This window comes from Streptomyces sp. SL06 (assembly GCF_058244745.1).
In genome coordinates this window covers 6,317,879-6,335,325 of sequence record NZ_JBSYOT010000002.1, presented here as the reverse complement: position 1 = coordinate 6,335,325, position 17,447 = coordinate 6,317,879, and the positions used below count along the sequence as shown (strand labels likewise).

Genomic DNA, 17,447 nt, shown 5'->3' with positions numbered 1-17,447 from the left:
TCGTGTGCCGCTGTGCAGTTGTCGGCGTCCACAGTTGCCTCGTCGGCGACCCAGCGTAGCGTTCGTGATCTTCACGCCGACAGCCGATTCCCCCATCGCGACCCGGGCCGGGCAAGATGGGGGCGTGACCCTCATCGATCAGCTGCCGCGGACCGCCGACCCCGATGCCCTGTACGAAACCTTCGAGGCGTGGGCCCAGGAGCGCGGTCTCACGCTCTACCCCCATCAGGAGGAGGCGCTGATCGAGGTGGTCTCCGGCGCGAACGTGATCGTGTCGACGCCCACCGGCTCCGGCAAGAGCATGATCGCGGCGGGCGCGCACTTCGCCGCGCTGGCCCGGGACGAGGTCACCTTCTACACGGCCCCGATCAAGGCGCTGGTGTCGGAGAAGTTCTTCGAGCTGTGCAAGATCTTCGGTACCGAGAACGTCGGCATGCTGACCGGTGACGCCTCGGTGAACTCCGACGCCCCCGTCATCTGCTGCACCGCCGAGGTTCTGGCGTCGATCGCGCTGCGCGACGGCAAGCACGCGGACATCGGCCAGGTCGTCATGGACGAGTTCCACTTCTACGCGGAACCGGACCGCGGCTGGGCCTGGCAGATTCCTCTGCTGGAACTGCCGCAGGCCCAGTTCGTCCTGATGTCGGCGACGCTGGGTGACGTCTCCTTCTTCGAGAAGGATCTCGCGCGCCGCACCGGCCGTCCCACGGCGGTGGTCCGCTCGGCCACCCGCCCCGTGCCGCTCTCCTACGAGTACCGCTACACGCCGCTCACCGAGACGCTCACCGATCTGCTGGCGGCCCGGCAGGCCCCCGTCTACATCGTGCACTTCACCCAGGCGCAGGCCGTGGAACGGGCGCAGGCGCTGATGAGCATCAACATGTGCACCCGTGAGGAGAAGGACCGGATCGCCGAGCTGATCGGCAACTTCCGCTTCACCACGAAGTTCGGCCGCAATCTGTCCCGCTACGTCCGGCACGGCATCGGTGTCCACCACGCGGGCATGCTGCCCAAGTACCGGCGGCTGGTGGAGAAACTCGCTCAGGCCGGTCTGCTGAAGGTCATCTGCGGCACGGACACACTCGGCGTGGGCGTCAACGTCCCCATTCGCACGGTGCTGTTCACGGCCCTGACCAAGTACGACGGCAACCGGGTGCGCACGCTGCGGGCGCGGGAGTTCCATCAGATCGCCGGCCGGGCGGGGCGCGCGGGGTTCGACACGGAGGGCTTCGTCGTCGCCCAGGCGCCCGAGCACGTCATCGAGAACGAGAAGGCGCTCGCCAAGGCGGGAGACGACCCGAAGAAGCGGCGGAAGGTCGTCCGCAAGAAGGCCCCCGAGGGCTTCGTGGCCTGGTCGGAGAGCACGTTCGAGAAACTCATCGGCTCCGAGCCGGAACCGCTGACGTCCCGCTTCCGGGTCACCCACACCATGCTCCTGTCGGTGATCGCCCGGCCGGGCGACGCCTTCGCGGCGATGCGGCACCTGCTGGAGGACAACCATGAGCCGCGCAGGCAGCAGCTCAGGCACATCCGGCGGGCGATCGCCATCTACCGCTCGCTGCTGGACGGCGGCATCGTCGAGAAGCTCGACCAGCCGGACGCCGAGGGGCGCGTCGTCCGCCTCACGGTGGACCTCCAGCAGGACTTCGCGCTGAATCAGCCGCTGTCCACGTTCGCCCTGGCGGCCTTCGAGCTGCTCGACCCGGAATCGCCGTCGTACGCGCTGGACATGGTGTCGGTCGTGGAGTCCACACTGGACGACCCCCGGCAGATCCTCGCCGCCCAGCAGAACAAGGCACGCGGTGAGGCCGTGGCCGCGATGAAGGCGGACGGCGTCGAGTACGAGGAGCGCATGGAGCGCCTCCAGGACATCACGTACCCGAAGCCCCTGGAGGAGTTGCTCTTCCACGCCTACGACACGTACCGCAGGAGCCACCCCTGGGTCGGCGACCATCCGCTGTCGCCCAAGTCGGTCATCCGAGACATGTACGAGCGGGCGCTGACCTTCACGGAGCTGGTCTCCCACTACGAGCTGGCCCGCACCGAGGGCATCGTGCTGCGTTACCTGGCGAGCGCCTACAAGGCCCTGGACCACACCGTCCCGGACGACCTGAAGTCCGAGGACCTCCAGGACCTGATCGAGTGGCTCGGCGAGACGGTGCGCCAGGTCGACTCGAGCCTGCTGGACGAGTGGGAGCAGCTCGCCAACCCGGAGGTCATGACGGCCGAGGAGGCGCAGGAGAAGGCCGACCAGGTGCGGCCGGTCACCGCCAACGCGCGTGCGTTCCGTGTCCTGGTCCGCAACGCCATGTTCCGCCGGGTCGAACTCGCCGCCCTCGACCAGGTCGAGGCGCTGGGCGAGATGGACGCCGGCGCCGGCTGGGACGCGGACGCGTGGGGCGAGGCCATGGACAAGTACTGGGACGAGTACGACGACCTCGGCACCGGTCCGGATGCCCGCGGCCCCAAACTGCTGGTCATCACGGAGGAGCCGCAGAACGCCCTGTGGCGCGTGCGGCAGATCTTCGACGACCCGAACGACGACCACGACTGGGGCATCAGCGCGGAGGTCGACCTCACGGCCTCCGACGCGGAGGGCCGGGCGGTCGTCCGCGTCACCGATGTTGGCCAGCTGTGAGTACAGGAGAAACCCACCGATGACGAATCCGGCCGAGAGCCTCGTCGCCCTGCTCGACCTGGAGCAGATCGAGGTCAACATCTTCCGGGGCCGCAGCCCCGACGAGTCGCTGCAACGGGTCTTCGGCGGCCAGGTGGCCGGCCAGGCTCTGGTCGCCGCGGGCCGCACCACGGACGGCGACCGCCCGGTGCACTCGCTGCACGCGTACTTCCTGCGCCCCGGCCGCCCAGGCGTGCCGATCGTGTACCAGGTGGAACGGGACCGGGACGGGCGGTCGTTCACGACTCGCCGGGTCACCGCGGTGCAGCAGGGCCGCACGATCTTCACTCTCACCGCCTCCTTTCACAAGCCTGAGCAGGGGAGTTTCGAGCACCAGTTGCCGCCGGCCCGCAAGGTCCCGGCCCCCGAGTCCCTGCCGACGGTCGCCGAGGAGGTGCGGGAGCATCTGGGCGCGCTTCCGGAGCAGTTCGAACGGATGGCGCGCCGCCAGCCCTTCGACATCCGCTATGTGGACCGGCTGCGCTGGAGCGCCGAGGAGGTCGAGGGCGCCGAGCCCCGCAGCGCGGTGTGGATGCGCGCGGTCGGGCCGCTCGGTGACGACCCGCTCGTGCACACCTGCGCCCTGACCTACGCCAGCGACATGACGCTTCTGGACGCCGTGCGCATTCCGGTGGAGCCTCTGTGGGGCCCGAGGGGATTTGACATGGCGTCGCTGGATCACGCCATGTGGTTCCACCGGCCGTTCCGCGCGGACGAGTGGTTCCTGTACGACCAGGAGTCGCCGATCGCGACCGGCGGGCGGGGCCTGGCCCGGGGGCGGATCTACGACACGGAGGGGCGGATGCTGGTGTCCGTCGTCCAGGAGGGGCTGTTCCGGGCTCTGTAGGTCACGATCGTCTGCGCCGCAGCCGGCCCAGCAGTCCGCGCAGCCTTCCGGGTCCCCCCGGCTCCTCCCGCTTCCCCTCGGGCCTCGGTGCCGGACCTGGCGGGGTCGGCACCAGGCGCAGGCCCGGGTGCCCGGCACGCCGGTGCTCGTGTGTCGGCGGGGCCTTCGGCGCCGTGCGGTGCTCGTGTGCCCTCGGGGCCGGGCGTGGTGCCGGTCGGTGCCGCCGAGCGGCTGCCAACTCGTCCGCCAGGTCCGTCCTGAGCCAGTCGATCTCGTCCGGGTCGGCCGCCGTCGTGATCTGCTCGACCAGTTGTGCGCCCGGCGAGCCGGGTGAGCCGTGGGTCCGCGGCGCCGGGCGGAACCGGTTCAGGCGGGAACGTTCGTACGGGTCCCTGACGACCTCGGAGACGTTGACCGGGTCCAGCAGCGACGCCACGGCCGCGGCGCGGGCCCACGGGTCCTCGGCCTGGCGGAGCAGAAATCCCAGGTGCCTGCCGCGCCAGTTGCGGGGCCGCAGGTCCAGGCCGTCCGCCAACTGGTCCCGCAGGTTCTCGGGGGTGCGGCCCTTCAGGAGCCCGGTGTTCCGCTCGTCGGCGGCGAACCGGCGCAGTTCGTCGGCCAGATACAGCCAGACGACGGCACGGTAGCGGTTGAGATAGAAGCGCACGGGAACCAGCAGCCCCAGCCGTGCCAGGCGGGTGAACCGGGCCCTGGTGACTTCCATGAGGGCCGAGCCCTCCGTGGTCCCGACGGCCCGGACGCTCTCGCGCAGCGCCTCGGGGAACCCCTGTCCCGTCCGGATCCGCTCGATCTCGTCGGGGGCGACCCGTCGGCCGCCTCCTCCTTCGTCGGGAACGGTGCGGACCCGGCCGAGGTGGACAGCCAGGTCGAACTCACTGCGCTTGAGGCAGAGTTCGCGTGCCGCACGGCCGGGTGCGAGAGGGGCGCCGCAGGTGGCGGCGGTCTCGTCGGCGGTGGCCGTGCTCTCGTGTGTGACGGTGTTGCCGGACATCTTCGGTCTCCCCCGTGGAGTGTGCGGCCGGCGCCGTCCGCGCCCGCCTGACACAAAACCGTAGCCACCGGCGCGATGTGTGCGGCGGGCCTGTGGACAACTCCGCGGCCGGCCGCACGGGAGCGATGAATGCCCAGGTCAGGGCTCTTCATTTGGTAATATTCGGCCCGGCTGCCGTGCGTCGATGTGAAGGTGTTCCCCGACCCGGTTCACCAGTAGTGTCATCTCGTAGGCGATCTGTCCGATGTCGGTCTCCGCTCCGCTGAGCACGCACAGGCAGCTGCCCGCGCCCGCTGCGGTGACGAACAGAACGGCGTCGTCGAACTCGATCATCGTCTGCCGTACCTGGCCGGCGCCGAAGTGGCGGCCCGATCCCTTGGCCAGGCTGTGCAGTCCGGACGAGACGGCGGCGAGGTGCTCGGCGTCCTCGCGTCGCAGGCCCGTACTCGCTCCGGTCACCAGCCCGTCGTTGGACAGCACCAACGCGTGCCGGACGTGTTCGACGCGCTCGGTCAGGTCGTCCAGCAGCCACCCAAGTCCTTGGTTCTGCGCCATGATCCGGTCTCCCCGTGTAGTCCCCGTACGCATTGCCTCCCCCTGGTCGGGGGATCTGTCCGCCAGCCTTCACCACGCCCGTGCTCCGGGCAAGGAGGATGGTGGCCATGGCAGAGAAGATGACCGATGAGGAATGGCGGGCTTTCGTCTCGGACGGCACCCGCACCGGAAAAGTCTCGACCGTCCGGGCGGACGGCAGTCCACATGTGGCGCCGATCTGGTTCCTGCTGGACGGGGACGACGTGGTGTTCAACACCGGCAAGGACACCGTGAAGGGGCGCAACCTGGCCCGTGACGGCCGGATCGCCCTGTGCGTGGACGACGACCGCCCGCCGTTCGACTTCGTCGTACTGCAGGGGCGGGCCCGGATCTCCGAGGACCTCGCCGAAATCCGGCACTGGGCCACCCGCATCGCGGCGCGGTACATGGGCGAGGAACGCGCCGAGGAGTTCGGGGCCCGCAACGGTGTTCCGGGCGAACTCCTCGTCCGCGTCACCGTGGAGAAGGTCATGGCTGTGAAGGCCCTGGCGCGCTGACCCGCTCGGGTAGGGAGGTCGGTCCGGTCAGCGCACGGATTCCAGCAGCCGGGCGGCGTGCATCCGCCCGGCGTATTCGACGAGCCGGACCAGCACCTCCTTCCCGGAGTCACGCTCCCGGGCGTCGCACGGCACCACGGGCGTTCCCGGGTCGAGGTCGAGGGCACGCAGGATGTCCTGGTCGGCGTGGTGGCATGCTCCCGTGAAGCGGTTGACGGCCACCACGAAAGGGATGTGCCGGTGTTCGAAGTAGTCCACCGCCGCGAAGCAGTCCTCCAGACGCCGGGTGTCCGCGAGGACGACGGCGCCGAGTGCGCCCTGTGACAGTTCGTCCCACAGGAACCAGAAACGGTCCTGCCCCGGTGTGCCGAAGAGGTACAGGGAGAGGCCGGACCGGAGGGTGATGCGGCCGAAGTCCATGGCCACGGTCGTGGTGACCTTGCGGTCGACACCGTCGGCGCCGTCGATGTCGACCGCCGGGCGGCCGGCCCCACGAAGCGGCTCCTCCGTGTGCAGCGGCCTGATCTCGCTGACCGCGCCCACCAGGGTGGTCTTGCCCACGCCGAACCCTCCGGCGACCAGGATCTTCAACGTCAGCGCGGTCGTGTCACCGGCTGCGGCGTCGGAGTGTTCGGAGAGCATCGATCACTTCTCTCGGTCCGGGTGGTCGTGAAGTCATGTGCCGGTCACGGTCTTTCGTCCTTCTCCACGGTCCGCGTGCGGCGGGCGCGCGCGGTCCGGCCCGGTCCAGGTGTCCCATGCCCGGGACGCTAGTCCCGGCAGGGGCGCGCATCGGGGGCGCACTTCGAAAGGTGTTGCTATCTGATGGGGAGAGACGCTGGAACGACCGCGTCACGCTCGAACGTGTGCGCTGCGGCACCTTCCGTGTCCTTGGGGGATCATGCGGGGCATGAGCGACGACCACGCGCACATCCAGGAGTTCTTCGGCGCCCGCGCCGCCGACTGGGACAGCCGGTTCCCCGACGACGGACCCGCCTTTGCGACCGCGGTCGCCGGGATGGGACTGCGCGAGGGGGATCGCGTGCTCGACGCGGGCTGCGGCACCGGCCGCGCCCTGCCCCCGTTGCGGGCGGCCGTGGGACCGTCGGGGCTGGTCGTCGGGGCCGACCTGACACCGGCCATGCTCCGGGCCGCCGCACGGGCGAGGAGGGACCGTGACGGGCGGTTGCTGCTGACCGACGTTGCCGCGCTGCCGCTGCGGTCGCGGTCACTCGACGCCGTGTTCGCGGCGGGCCTGATCGCGCACCTTCCCGATCCCGCGGGAAATCTGCGCGAGTTGGCTCGCGTCGTGCGTCCCGGCGGTGTGCTGGCGCTGTTCCATCCGATCGGGAGGGCGGCGCTCGCGGCCCGCCAGGGACGCCGGATCACACCGGAGGACCTGCGTGCCGAACCCAATCTCCGGCCGCTGCTGACCGGTTCCGGTTGGCGCATGACGTTGTACGTCGACGAGGACGCCCGCTTCCTGGCCCTGGCCGTCCGCCAGGGCTGATCTCTCGGCCCCGTCCCCCGGCCACCGCCGCGAACGCTTCGGGAGGTCCGAGCACGACGTTGTGTCCGGTACCCCGGGGCGCTCACCACTCGACGGCCGAGGTGTCGATGTGGCGTACCGGACAGCCCCGCACGCCGGGAACCGGATGGGTCCCCAGCTCCGCCAGCCGGTAGCCGTTCGGATAGCCCTTGATCTCCCAGTTCTGCCGGGCGTGGTGCGGGGCGCGCCTGGGCGGCAGCAGACGGACCGCGCGCCCGCGCAGCCGCACCGCACGGCGCACGACCGCACGCGTGGCAGGCTTCGGCGGGGCGTACCGGAAGGCTCGCAGGAGGGGCTCGTCCAGCAGGGCGAGCGTCCCGGCGCGCAGGAGGGGTGCGAGAGGGCGCGGATACCAGGAGGCCATGAGGTCGAGCGTGGCGTCGGAGACACGGCGCGCGCCCTCGTCCCAGGCGAAGTGGGCCTCCTCGTAGGCGTCGAGGCAGGCTTCGAACTCCTCGTAGGAACCGGGGATGTCCTGGATGCCCATGTGCCGTCCCAGCGTCTGGTAGTGGACGGCGGAGGCGATGGTCTCGTGGCGTGACAGCCTGCGCCACGCGTAGGCGTCGATCCAGCGTTTGGGGACCACCACGAACGTGGACAGGACGTAGCGCAGGTCGTCGTTGCCGATGTCGTAGCCGCGGTGCATCCGGTTGATGCGCCGGATGGCCGTGCGACCCTGCTCGCTGCCGAAACCGTGCTCCACGACGGCGTCGAGCAGCAGCGCCGTGTCGTCGTACCGCTTCTGCGGCCGGCCCGTGAATTCCGCCGTCTCGGCCAGCAGCCGCCCGATGCTCGGCACGGCGTAGGTGCGGTAGAGCGCCAGCTCCAGTGCGCGGGTGAAGTCCCAGGGGAACTCGTAGGCCGAGGCAAGCCGATAGATCTCCGTGGCGTCCTCGTACGGGTCCATCCGCCGGATCTGTGCCAGCCGTTCGAAGCGCTTCACCGTGGCTGTCCCCCTTCTGCCGCCGAAGCTTCAACTCTACTTTGAGTAGCAGGATATGCACGATCAGCGATCGTGATCGGCAGGGGAGGGCGATCCGCTTGTTCGGCAGGATTCGCGAGGCTTGGAACAGATCTCGTGCCACCCGGCGCGCAGAGGCGAAGACGGCGGGAGGGGGGCCGCGCTCGCGCAATCTGTTCGAGGCCGCCGCCGCTTACGTCTCGGCGTGTGCGGACGGCGACCAGGAACGGATCGACGAGGCGGCGGACCGGGTGTCGCCGGAGGCTCTGTCGTTCGGGGTGAACGAGTTGGCGTGCCGGGCCGTGATCGCTCTGGCCAGGGAACGGGACGAGTCGCCGCGGGACGTGGCCCGAGCGCTCCTGGGACTGCCCGCGGCCTGACCCGTCCGTCCTGGCCCGCGTGGTCGATTCGCCCTCGTCCAGCCGGAAAGCCGCAGCTCGGGTGCGTCTGGGAGTCGTGACAAGGGCTTCCCGGGCACACTAGGGTGCGCGCCATTGGACCAACCGATGGGGAGGCTGGGATGGCCGGGACGGACGAGGACGCCGTCGCCGCCGAGGACGACGCGCTCTACGTGCTGACGGCGGTGCTGCTGACGCCGGCGAAGTTTCCGAGCGTGCTGGGTGACGACTACCCGGAGGCGTGCGCCGCGCTCGGCCTCGCACCCCTGGCCGACGGCTACGGCCTGGTGCTCGGCCAGGACGGTGACGGCGCCCGGTGGACCGTCGCCATCGACGATGTCTCGCTGGTCGCCGTCGCGGTGGCGTCCTGGGACTGCGGCATGGAGTACGAACTGTCGCCGGACGAACGTACCGTCGTCGCCGCGCTGCCCGGATGGCCCCTCGCGGTCGCGGTGGCGGCCCCCGGCCTGCCCGCGCCCCACGACCCCGGACCCGAGTCCACCGACCTGCCCCCGCTGCGCCCGCCGGACACGGCGGTGTGGGGACCCGCGCAACGGCGTCTGGGGGCGGACGAGATCGCCCTTCAGTGGGCGCAGTGGCGGGAGCAGATCGACGACGCGGACTTCCCGACGGGCGGCGACGCCGGTTCGGCCGGCGACACGCCGGGCCACAGCGCGGAAGGGAACACGGGCATCGACGGGCCCAAGCGGACCGGCGCCGCGCACGATGCCGGGGCCACGGGCGGACCCCGCGCCGGGTCTTCCGGGACCAGCGCCACGTCTGCCGGGCACGGCGGTGTCCGGCGGGTACTCGCGGAGGCCCGTGCCTACGTCGACACGCCCCCGCCGCTCGGCCGGGTCCGGTCGTCGTTCGCGCCGGGGGACGCGCGGACGCTGCGAGCCGACGGCCCCGGTTGGTCACTGGTCGCCAGAACCGACGACATCGCCTTCATCCTGCTCGACGAGGAACCCGGTGAGGTCCTGCCGGTGGGCCGGGGACCGGCACTGCCCGGACTCCTGGAGGCGCTCGACAAAATGGCGGTGCGACCGAGCTGACCCAAGAGCACCAGGGCCCCACCGCCGGGAGCCGAGGAGTCCTCGCGCCGCCCGGCCGCCTTCGATCTCCAGGCCCGGCCCCCGTCACACGTCAGCCCCTCAGCGGCCTATCTCCTTGCGCGTGACACGGCGCAGCCTGCGCCGCTGCGCGGGGTCCAGGGCGAGGTAAGCGGCGGCAGGGACTCCCAGCACTATCAGCAGGGCGGCCCACCAGGGCAGCCAGATCAGCAGGATGAGCCCGACCGCCACTCCCCCTGCTGCGACCTTGGCATTCTTCGACATGGTGTCGCCTCCTTCGCGGCCACTGCCGCTCTCTGTCCTGAAAACGGGCCGTTGCTCCCGGCAGTTCCGCACCGCGACCCTGAGACATCCCTGAGACCGGACCCTTACACGCCCCTGAGAGCTTGTCGGCGACTCCGTCCGGAGAGGTCACCTCCTCATCTGCATAGTGGCCCATGTCATGCCCTGCCCACACCCCACCGGCTCGGAAATCGTGTACGGTCAGCGCCTGCTGCCCTGGCTAGTCAATTTTGAGGAATACGCCATCGCTTCGCAGACCACTCCTCCGGAAGCACCCGCTGCAATCTCCGAACTCGCCGACTGCTGTGCCGTTTTCCTGCCCGGTGATCCCGGCCGCACCGGCACAGTCGCGTTCTGGCGATCCGACGGCGCCCCGGCCGGGACTGCTCCGGCGCACGCCACCGGGACCGTGGAAAACCTGACGGTCGTACTGCCGGACGATGACGGCGTCGGTGCGGTGAGCGTGCCCGCGTTGCTGCTGCCGGTGCGGGCCGCCCTGCCGGTTCTCACGCGCGCGCGTGCCGGTGCGGACGGCCACCGGGCGACGGTGTTCTGGGGCGCGGTCGCCGTCGAGGCCCTGCACCTCGTGGCGCGCGGGCTCCTGCTGCCGGGCCTGTCCGCGGCCGACCACGACGCCTGGCGCATCGGGCCGCTGGGCGCGGAGGAGACCGAGCGGGTCCGCCATCTCGCCGCGGCCATGCCGCCCGAGGCCCACGCTGTCCCGGTCGACGACGCCGAACCCCTGCGGTTGCCCGACCCGGAACGGCTGGTGCGTGCCTTCCTGGACGCCGTCGCCGACACGCTGCCCCGCTCCCCCGCCGCCCGGTTCGTGACGGCCGGGCCCGCCTACGCCTCGCGGGAGCCTCGGCGGATGCCCGAGTTGCGCGAGTGGGCCGCCGACGTCGCCGCGGGCCACGACATGGGCGTACGGCTGTCACTGCGCGTCGAGGTGCGGGGCCTGTCCGGCGAGCCTCACCCGGACTCCCGGCCGACGTTCCGGGCGGTGCTCCAGGTGCACAGCGTGAGCGACCCGGCACTCGTCGCGGACACCGCCGAGGTGTGGGCGGGCACCGTGGGCGACGCGTTCGGCACACGCGCGCGGGTGGACGCCCTGCTCGCCCTGCGCCGTGCGGCGCGGGCCTGGCCCGCGCTCATGCCGCTGTTGTCGGCGGCCGTGCCGGACGCCGTCGAACTAGCCGACGAGGAGGTCGCCGAGCTTCTCGGAGCGGGCTCCCGGGTACTCGCCGGCGCGGGAGTCGACGTGCACTGGCCGAGGGAGCTGACCCGCGACCTGACCGCCCGCGCGGAGGTCGGGCCTCCCGACGACGAGCCGGCACCCCGCGCGGCGTCGTCGCAGGCCGGTCCGTCCTTCCTGTCCGCCGACGCGCTCCTCGCGTTCAACTGGACGTTCACCCTGGGCGGCCAGGGGCTCACGCGCGAGGAACTGGACCTGCTCGCCGAGGCCGACCGGCCGGTCGTACGCCTGCGCGACCAGTGGGTGCTCGTCGACCCGGACGAGGCCCATCGCGCCCGCGCCCGCAAGGACCGCAAGGTCACACCGGTCGACGCGCTCGCGGCGGCTCTGACGGGCTCGGCGGAGGTCGACGGGCGCCGCGTGGAGGTGCATCCGACGGGATGGCTTGCGGCCTTGCGGGAGCGACTCGCCGACCCCGAGTCGCAGGATGCCGTGGCCCAGCCCGCCGCCCTGGACGCCACGCTGCGCGACTACCAGCGACGGGGTCTCAACTGGCTCGTTCACATGACGTCGTCGGGTCTGGGCTGCTGCCTCGCCGACGACATGGGCCTGGGCAAGACCATCACGCTGATCGCCCTGCATCTGCACCGGCAGACCGACGCGTCCGCCGCCGGGCCCACTCTGGTGGTCTGCCCGACCTCCCTCATGGGCAACTGGCAACGGGAGATCGAACGGTTCGCGCCGGGCACGCCCGTACGCCGGTTCCACGGCACCCGACGCGACCTGGACGGCCTCGCGGACGGCGGGTTCGTGCTGACCACCTACGGCACCATGCGCCTGGACACCGACCGGCTCTCGGCCGTGCCGTGGGGCATGGTCGTGGCCGACGAGGCGCAACATGTGAAGAACCCGTATTCGGAGACCGCGCGGCAACTGCGCTCCATCGGCGCACGCGCGCGCGTGGCGCTCACCGGCACCCCGGTGGAGAACAACCTCTCGGAGCTGTGGGCCATCCTCGACTGGGCCACCCCGGGTCTGCTGGGCCGGCTCGGCGCCTTCCGCCGGAACTACGCGCAGGCCGTCGAGGGCGGCCAGGACCCCGCGGCGGCGGAGCGGCTGGCGCGGCTCGTACGGCCCTTCCTGCTCCGACGCCGCAAATCGGATCCCGGGATCGCGCCGGAGCTGCCGCCGAAGACCGAGACCGACCACCCCGTGTCGCTGACCGCGGAACAGGCGGGTCTGTACGAGGCGGTGGTGCGCGAGGCGCTCGCGGAGATCGCCGGGGCCGACAGCATGGCCCGACGCGGCATGATCGTGAAACTGCTGACGAGCCTCAAGCAGATCTGCAACCACCCGGCGCAGTTCCTCAAGGAGGACCGGCCGCGGATCACCGGCCGCTCGGGAAAGCTGGAGCTGCTGGACGAACTGCTCGACACGATCCTCGCCGAGGGGACGAGTGTGCTGGTCTTCACGCAGTACGTGCAGATGGCCCGCCTCCTCGAACAGCACCTGGCCGCCCGCGGGGTGGCGTCATTGTTCCTGCACGGCGGCACGTCCGTCACGGCACGCGAGTCGCTGGTGCGACGGTTCCAGGAGGGCGAGGTCCCGGTCTTCCTGCTGTCGTTGAAGGCGGCGGGCACCGGACTGAACCTCACGCGCGCGGAGCACGTCGTGCACTACGACCGCTGGTGGAATCCCGCCGTCGAGGCACAGGCCACCGACCGCGCCCACCGCATCGGCCAGACCCGCCCCGTTCAGGTGCACCGGCTGATCGCCGAAGGGACCGTCGAGGACCGCATCGCCGCCCTGCTGAGCCGCAAACGGGAACTGGCCGACGCGGTGCTGGGAACGGGCGAGGCCGCCCTGACGGAGCTGACGGACGCGGAACTGGCCGACCTGGTCGAGCTGCGAGGGGGCGGGCGATGACCCGGTACGAGGACGACGCGCAACGGACGTTCGCGGCACTGCCGCCCGCACACGGCCAGGGCTTCGCCCGGACCTGGTGGGGCCGCGCCTGGCTCAAGGCTCTGGAGGACACGGCAATGGACGGGGCGCAGGTGAAGGCGGGCCGTCGGCTCGCTCGCGCGGGAGCGGTCGGCGCGGTGTCGGTACGGCCGGGGCGCATCACGGCGGTCGTCCAGGACCGGGACCGCACGGCGCATCGGGCCGATGTCCTGCTGGAGCAGCTGTCGGACACGCAATGGGACCGCTTTGTCGACATGACGATCGAGAGGTCGGGGCATGTCGCGGCGCTCCTGGACCGCGACATGCCGCCACACCTCGTGGAGGACGCGGCGAGCGCCGGCATCGACCTGCTGCCGGGCCTGGGCGATTTGGAGGCGGAGTGCGACTGCGGCGCCTGGGACCACTGCGGGCACACCGCCGCACTCTGCTACCAGGTGGCCCGGCTGCTGGACCAGGACCCCTTCGTCCTGCTGCTGATGCGGGGACGTTCGGAGAACGCCGTACTCGACGACCTCCAGACGCACGGCGCCACGCCCGCCGAGGGGGCCGTTGCCCGGTCGGAGGGCGTGGACGCGGCCGAGGCCTATGCGGCGGGGCTCGTGCTGCCTGCGCTGCCCCCGCTGCCCGTCCTCGGTGAGGGGCCGGGCGTACCGCCGTCGCTGGACACCGAGACGGCCGCTCCGTCCGGTGTCGACCCGTCCGCGCTGGCCTTCCTGGCCTCCCGGACCGCGGCGCAGGCACACCGCCTGCTCGCCGAGTCCCTGCGCGGCGGGCACGGTCGGCAGGCGGTGAGTGCGCAACCGGCCGCGTCGCGGGACGCGGTGCGTCTGGCCGCGGGCGATCCCGGACCGGACGTGCTGCACCGGCTCGGTGAAGGTTCGGGGCGCTCCCAGGAGGCGCTGGCCGTCGCCGTACGCGCGTGGCGGCTCGGTGGCGGGGTCGCGCTTTCCGTGCTCGAGGAGGAGTGGACGGTGACGGGCGACACGCTCGCACGCGCGCGTGCGGCCCTGGAGTCGGCCTGGGACGACGGCGAGCGGCCGTCCCTGCGGGCGCGGGCCAACCGGTGGACCGTCGTCGGCGCGCCGCACCAGCTCCGCCTGGACCGGGAGGGCCGTTGGTGGCCGTACCGCAAGGAACGCGGCCGCTGGGTCCCCGCCGGCGGCGCGGCCCAGGATCCGGCGACGGCCCTGGCCTCGGCGGAACTCGCGGCAGGGGACGGACTCTGACGCCCGGTCACGGCGACCGCGACACGGGGCGCCGTGACCGGGCGGGTGAAACAGGGTTCACAGCCAAGGCTCGGCAGTCGGAGGCCGCGACGCCGGGAGCATGGTGGCGTACGTGCGAGTACACCTTCGATGAGACTCCGGCGGCCGGACGGACTCCGCCCCGTCCGTGAACCGGAGGGGGCGGAGCCTTCGCGCGGAGGAGGAACCGCTCAGCGCGCGCCGAGAAGGTGGTCCATGGCGAGCTGGTCGAGGTGCTCGAAGGCCATTCCGCGCGCGGCGGCCGCGTCCACGTCGAAGGTGTCGTAGGCGGTCGTGTCGGCCAGCAGGGCCGCGAGACCGTCCTCGGCCGTCGGACGGGCCAGCTCGTCCAGCCGGGCCGCGGCCAGGGCCTCCTGAACCTGCGGATCGGCGCGGAAGGACACCGCCCGGTCCTTGAGGATCAGGTAGTTGCGCATGCAGCCGGCCGCCGACGCCCACACGCCGTCGAGGTCCTCGGTCCGCGGCGGCTTGAAGTCGAAGTGCCGCGGACCCGCGTACCCGGCCCGCTCCAGCAGGTCGACGAGCCAGAACGCGGCCCGCAGGTCGCCCGCGCCGAACCGCAGGTCCTGGTCGTACTTGATGCCCGACTGGCCGTTGAGGTCGATGTGGAACAGCTTGCCCGCCCACAGTGCCTGCGCGATCCCGTGCGGGAAGTTCAGCCCCGCCATCTGCTCGTGCCCGACCTCCGGATTCACGCCGTACAGCTCCGGCCGCTCGAGCCGCTCGATGAACGCGAGCGCGTGCCCCACCGTCGGCAGCAGGATGTCACCGCGCGGCTCGTTCGGCTTCGGCTCGATCGCGAACTTGAGGTCGTAGCCCTGCTCGGTGACGTACTCACCGAGCAGGTCGAAGGCCTCCTTCATCCGGTCCAGGGCGTCGCGCACGTCCTTCGCCGCACCGGACTCCGCGCCCTCGCGACCGCCCCAGGCAACGTACACGCTCGCGCCCAGCTCGGCCGCGAGGTCGATGTTGCGGATCGTCTTGCGCAGCGCGTACCGGCGCACGTCCCGGTCGTTCGCGGTGAAGGCGCCGTCCTTGAACACCGGATGCGTGAACAGGTTCGTCGTGGCCATCGGCACCTTCATGCCGGTCGCGTCCAACGCCTGCCGGAACCGCTTGATGTGTGCCTCCCGCTCCGTGTCGCCGGAGCCGAAGGGGATCAGGTCGTCGTCGTGGAACGTGACGCCGTACGCGCCCAGCTCGGCCAGACGCCGCACCGACTCCGCCGGTTCCAGCGCCCGCCGGGTGGCGTCACCGAACGGGTCACGGCCCTGCCAGCCGACCGTCCACAAACCGAACGTGAACCTGTCCTCGGGAGTGGGCTGGTAGTTCATTCCGCGGCTCCTCACTCGCTGCCGATCACTCGCTGCCGACTATTTCGTCATGGCACTTTACAAATTAGTATGCACACACGGCCTTGGGAAGGGACAAGATGTCCCCGAAGGAGTGACATCCGGGTCAGCCGGACCCGAGGAACCACTGCGCCCCGGGCAGGTCCGGGTCAACCCGGGTCAGCCGCACAAGACCAGCCAGTCCAGTCAGATCCCGCAGAGCCGCGGAAGAGGGAGAAGCCCGATGTCAGCAGCCGAGGGTCCGCTCGTCGTCGGCGTGGACACGTCCACCCAGTCCACCAAGGCACTGGTCGTCGACGCGGCCACCGGCCGGGTCGTCGCGAGCGGCCAGGCCTCCCACACCGTGTCCTCCGGGGCCGGCCGCGAGAGCGATCCGCGCCAGTGGTGGGACGCGTTGTGCGAGGCCCTGAGCCAGTGCGGTGACGCCGCCCGCGAGGCCGCGGCGGTGTCGATCGGCGGGCAGCAGCACGGCCTTGTCACCCTGGACGCCCAGGGCGAACCGGTGCGCCCGGCCCTGTTGTGGAACGACGTGCGCTCGGCCCCGCAGGCCCGCCGCCTGATCGAGGAGCTGGGCGGGCCCAAGAGCTGGGCGGAGCGCACCGGCAGCGTGCCGAGCGCCTCCTTCACGGTCACCAAGTGGGCCTGGCTGACCGAGCACGAGCCGGACGCGGCCCGAGCGGCCAAGGCCGTACGCCTCCCCCACGACTACCTCACCGAGCGGCTCACCGGCGAGGGGACCACCGACCGCGGCGACGCCTCGGGCACCGGCTGGTGGGCATCCGGCACGGAGGCGTACGGCGAGGAGATCCTCGCGCGCGTGGGGCTCGATCCGGCGTTGCTGCCCCGGGTGGTCCGCCCCGGCGAGGTGGCCGGCACTGTGCGCGAGGGCCACGGCCTGCCGTTCTCCACGGGCACCCTGGTCGCCGCCGGCACCGGCGACAACGCCGCCGCCGCGTTGGGGCTCGGACTGCGTCCCGGCGTGCCGGTGATGAGCCTCGGCACGTCCGGCACCGTGTACGCCGTGTCGCGGCACCGGACCGCCGACCCGACCGGCACCGTGTCCGGCTTCGCCGACGCACGGGGCGACTGGCTGCCGCTGGCCTGCACCCTGAACTGCACCCTCGCCGTCGACCGCGTCGCGGCCCTGCTCGGCCTGGACCGGGAAGCCGTCGAACCCGGCACGGACGTCACGCTGCTGCCCTTCCTGGACGGCGAACGCACCCCGAACCTGCCGCACTCCTCCGGCCTCCTGTACGGGCTGCGTCACGACACGACCGGCGGCCAACTGCTCCAGGCCGCGTACGACGGCGCCGTTCACTCGTTGCTCGGCGCGCTCGACCTGGTTCTCGACGCCGACGCGGATCCGTCCGCGCCGCTGCTGCTGATCGGCGGCGGCGCGCGCGGGACCGCCTGGCAGGAGACGGTACGGCGGCTGTCGGGACGTGCTGTCCAGATCCCCGAGGCGAGGGAACTGGTGGCGCTCGGCGCCGCGGCGCAGGCAGCCGGCCTGCTGACCGGCGAGGACGCGGCCGCGGTCGCCCGGCGTTGGGACACGGCCGCCGGCCCGGTGCTCGACGCCGTGGAACGGGACGACGCGACGCTGGCCAGGATCTCCGGGATACTCTCCGACGCGGCACCGCTGCTTGAGGGGAACACGGACTCCCGCTGAGGGCGCACCCGCGCGGGCGACGCCCCCGGTCGAGGCGTCGTTCGGGGGCCGTCCGCCGTGGATGTCGCCGTCGGGGCCGGCCGAAGAACTGACCGAGGAAACCGACCAGGG

Annotated in this window: 15 protein-coding genes; 9 read left to right on the top strand and 6 right to left on the bottom strand. The window is 71.7% G+C overall.

What is annotated here, in order from left to right:
- Positions 1–124 precede the first annotated feature (124 nt).
- Positions 125–2,638, top strand: coding sequence for a DEAD/DEAH box helicase (locus AC4IHM_RS29105; RefSeq protein ID WP_490869934.1), 2,514 nt, complete (start codon positions 125–127; stop codon positions 2,636–2,638).
- A gap of 19 nt (positions 2,639–2,657) precedes the next feature.
- Positions 2,658–3,524, top strand: a complete 867-nt coding sequence (locus AC4IHM_RS29100) for an acyl-CoA thioesterase (protein WP_490869933.1) — start codon at positions 2,658–2,660, stop codon at positions 3,522–3,524.
- A gap of 1 nt (position 3,525) precedes the next feature.
- On the opposite strand, the gene AC4IHM_RS29095 is transcribed toward AC4IHM_RS29100, so the two are convergent.
- On the bottom strand, positions 3,526–4,536 hold the full coding sequence (locus AC4IHM_RS29095) for a DUF6397 family protein (protein ID WP_490869932.1): 1,011 nt from the start codon (positions 4,534–4,536) through the stop codon (positions 3,526–3,528).
- Positions 4,537–4,674: 138 nt separating this feature from the next.
- On the bottom strand, positions 4,675–5,091 hold the full coding sequence (locus AC4IHM_RS29090; RefSeq protein WP_490869931.1) for a roadblock/LC7 domain-containing protein: 417 nt from the start codon (positions 5,089–5,091) through the stop codon (positions 4,675–4,677).
- 107 nt (positions 5,092–5,198) lie between these two features.
- Here AC4IHM_RS29090 and AC4IHM_RS29085 point away from each other — a divergent pair, with 107 nt between their 5' ends.
- Positions 5,199–5,627, top strand: coding sequence for a PPOX class F420-dependent oxidoreductase (locus AC4IHM_RS29085; RefSeq protein ID WP_490869930.1), 429 nt, complete (start codon positions 5,199–5,201; stop codon positions 5,625–5,627).
- Positions 5,628–5,654: 27 nt separating this feature from the next.
- Here the strand turns inward: AC4IHM_RS29085 and AC4IHM_RS29080 are convergent, their stop codons facing one another.
- Complete coding sequence (locus AC4IHM_RS29080) at positions 5,655–6,269, bottom strand: GTP-binding protein (protein WP_490869929.1); 615 nt, start codon at positions 6,267–6,269, stop codon at positions 5,655–5,657.
- Positions 6,270–6,537: 268 nt separating this feature from the next.
- On the opposite strand from AC4IHM_RS29080, the gene AC4IHM_RS29075 reads away from it, so the two are divergent.
- Complete coding sequence (locus AC4IHM_RS29075) at positions 6,538–7,137, top strand: class I SAM-dependent methyltransferase (protein WP_490869928.1); 600 nt, start codon at positions 6,538–6,540, stop codon at positions 7,135–7,137.
- 82 nt (positions 7,138–7,219) lie between these two features.
- Here the strand turns inward: AC4IHM_RS29075 and AC4IHM_RS29070 are convergent, their stop codons facing one another.
- A complete protein-coding gene (locus AC4IHM_RS29070; protein WP_490869927.1) occupies positions 7,220–8,119 on the bottom strand; it encodes an oxygenase MpaB family protein in 900 nt (299 codons plus the stop codon).
- Positions 8,120–8,217: 98 nt separating this feature from the next.
- Here AC4IHM_RS29070 and AC4IHM_RS29065 point away from each other — a divergent pair, with 98 nt between their 5' ends.
- Positions 8,218–8,517, top strand: coding sequence for a hypothetical protein (locus AC4IHM_RS29065; RefSeq protein WP_490869926.1), 300 nt, complete (start codon positions 8,218–8,220; stop codon positions 8,515–8,517).
- 140 nt (positions 8,518–8,657) lie between these two features.
- Positions 8,658–9,590, top strand: coding sequence for a hypothetical protein (locus tag AC4IHM_RS29060; protein WP_490869925.1), 933 nt, complete (start codon positions 8,658–8,660; stop codon positions 9,588–9,590).
- A 99-nt stretch (positions 9,591–9,689) separates the two neighbouring features.
- Here AC4IHM_RS29060 and AC4IHM_RS29055 read toward each other — a convergent pair whose 3' ends face one another.
- On the bottom strand, positions 9,690–9,872 hold the full coding sequence (locus AC4IHM_RS29055) for a tail-anchor membrane protein (protein ID WP_490869924.1): 183 nt from the start codon (positions 9,870–9,872) through the stop codon (positions 9,690–9,692).
- 178 nt (positions 9,873–10,050) lie between these two features.
- On the opposite strand from AC4IHM_RS29055, the gene AC4IHM_RS29050 reads away from it, so the two are divergent.
- Together AC4IHM_RS29050 and AC4IHM_RS29045 are read left to right on the top strand one after the other, a co-directional pair.
- Positions 10,051–13,011 (top strand): SCO1167/SCO6262 family helicase, encoded by a 2,961-nt coding sequence (locus tag AC4IHM_RS29050; RefSeq protein WP_490869923.1) that lies wholly within the window; start codon positions 10,051–10,053, stop codon positions 13,009–13,011.
- The gene (locus AC4IHM_RS29045; RefSeq protein ID WP_490869922.1) at positions 13,008–14,276 is read left to right on the top strand and encodes an SWF or SNF family helicase; all 1,269 of its coding nucleotides are present in this window, start codon (positions 13,008–13,010) and stop codon (positions 14,274–14,276) included. The genes AC4IHM_RS29050 and AC4IHM_RS29045 overlap by 4 nt, the downstream gene beginning before the upstream one ends.
- A 209-nt stretch (positions 14,277–14,485) precedes the next feature.
- On the opposite strand, the gene xylA is transcribed toward AC4IHM_RS29045, so the two are convergent.
- Complete coding sequence (gene xylA, locus AC4IHM_RS29040; RefSeq protein ID WP_490869921.1) at positions 14,486–15,649, bottom strand: xylose isomerase; 1,164 nt, start codon at positions 15,647–15,649, stop codon at positions 14,486–14,488.
- 241 nt (positions 15,650–15,890) lie between these two features.
- On the opposite strand from xylA, the gene xylB reads away from it, so the two are divergent.
- Positions 15,891–17,336: a xylulokinase gene (xylB, locus tag AC4IHM_RS29035; protein WP_490869920.1), complete on the top strand. Its 1,446-nt coding sequence runs from the start codon at positions 15,891–15,893 to the stop codon at positions 17,334–17,336.
- Positions 17,337–17,447: the final 111 nt, after the last annotated feature.

What these genes read in the sequence shown, in the direction of transcription:
- AC4IHM_RS29100 (WP_490869933.1), top strand. Translation starts at nt 2,658, where the DNA reads ATGACGAATCCGGCCGAGAGCCTCGTCGCCCTGCTCGACCTGGAGCAG.
- AC4IHM_RS29095 (WP_490869932.1), bottom strand. Translation starts at nt 4,536, where the DNA reads ATGTCCGGCAACACCGTCACACACGAGAGCACGGCCACCGCCGACGAG.
- AC4IHM_RS29090 (WP_490869931.1), bottom strand. Translation starts at nt 5,091, where the DNA reads ATGGCGCAGAACCAAGGACTTGGGTGGCTGCTGGACGACCTGACCGAG.
- AC4IHM_RS29085 (WP_490869930.1), top strand. Translation starts at nt 5,199, where the DNA reads ATGGCAGAGAAGATGACCGATGAGGAATGGCGGGCTTTCGTCTCGGAC.
- AC4IHM_RS29080 (WP_490869929.1), bottom strand. Translation starts at nt 6,269, where the DNA reads ATGCTCTCCGAACACTCCGACGCCGCAGCCGGTGACACGACCGCGCTG.
- AC4IHM_RS29075 (WP_490869928.1), top strand. Translation starts at nt 6,538, where the DNA reads ATGAGCGACGACCACGCGCACATCCAGGAGTTCTTCGGCGCCCGCGCC.
- AC4IHM_RS29060 (WP_490869925.1), top strand. Translation starts at nt 8,658, where the DNA reads ATGGCCGGGACGGACGAGGACGCCGTCGCCGCCGAGGACGACGCGCTC.
- AC4IHM_RS29055 (WP_490869924.1), bottom strand. Translation starts at nt 9,872, where the DNA reads ATGTCGAAGAATGCCAAGGTCGCAGCAGGGGGAGTGGCGGTCGGGCTC.
- AC4IHM_RS29050 (WP_490869923.1), top strand. Translation starts at nt 10,051, where the DNA reads ATGCCCTGCCCACACCCCACCGGCTCGGAAATCGTGTACGGTCAGCGC.
- AC4IHM_RS29045 (WP_490869922.1), top strand. Translation starts at nt 13,008, where the DNA reads ATGACCCGGTACGAGGACGACGCGCAACGGACGTTCGCGGCACTGCCG.
- xylA (WP_490869921.1), bottom strand. Translation starts at nt 15,649, where the DNA reads ATGAACTACCAGCCCACTCCCGAGGACAGGTTCACGTTCGGTTTGTGG.
- xylB (WP_490869920.1), top strand. Translation starts at nt 15,891, where the DNA reads ATGTCAGCAGCCGAGGGTCCGCTCGTCGTCGGCGTGGACACGTCCACC.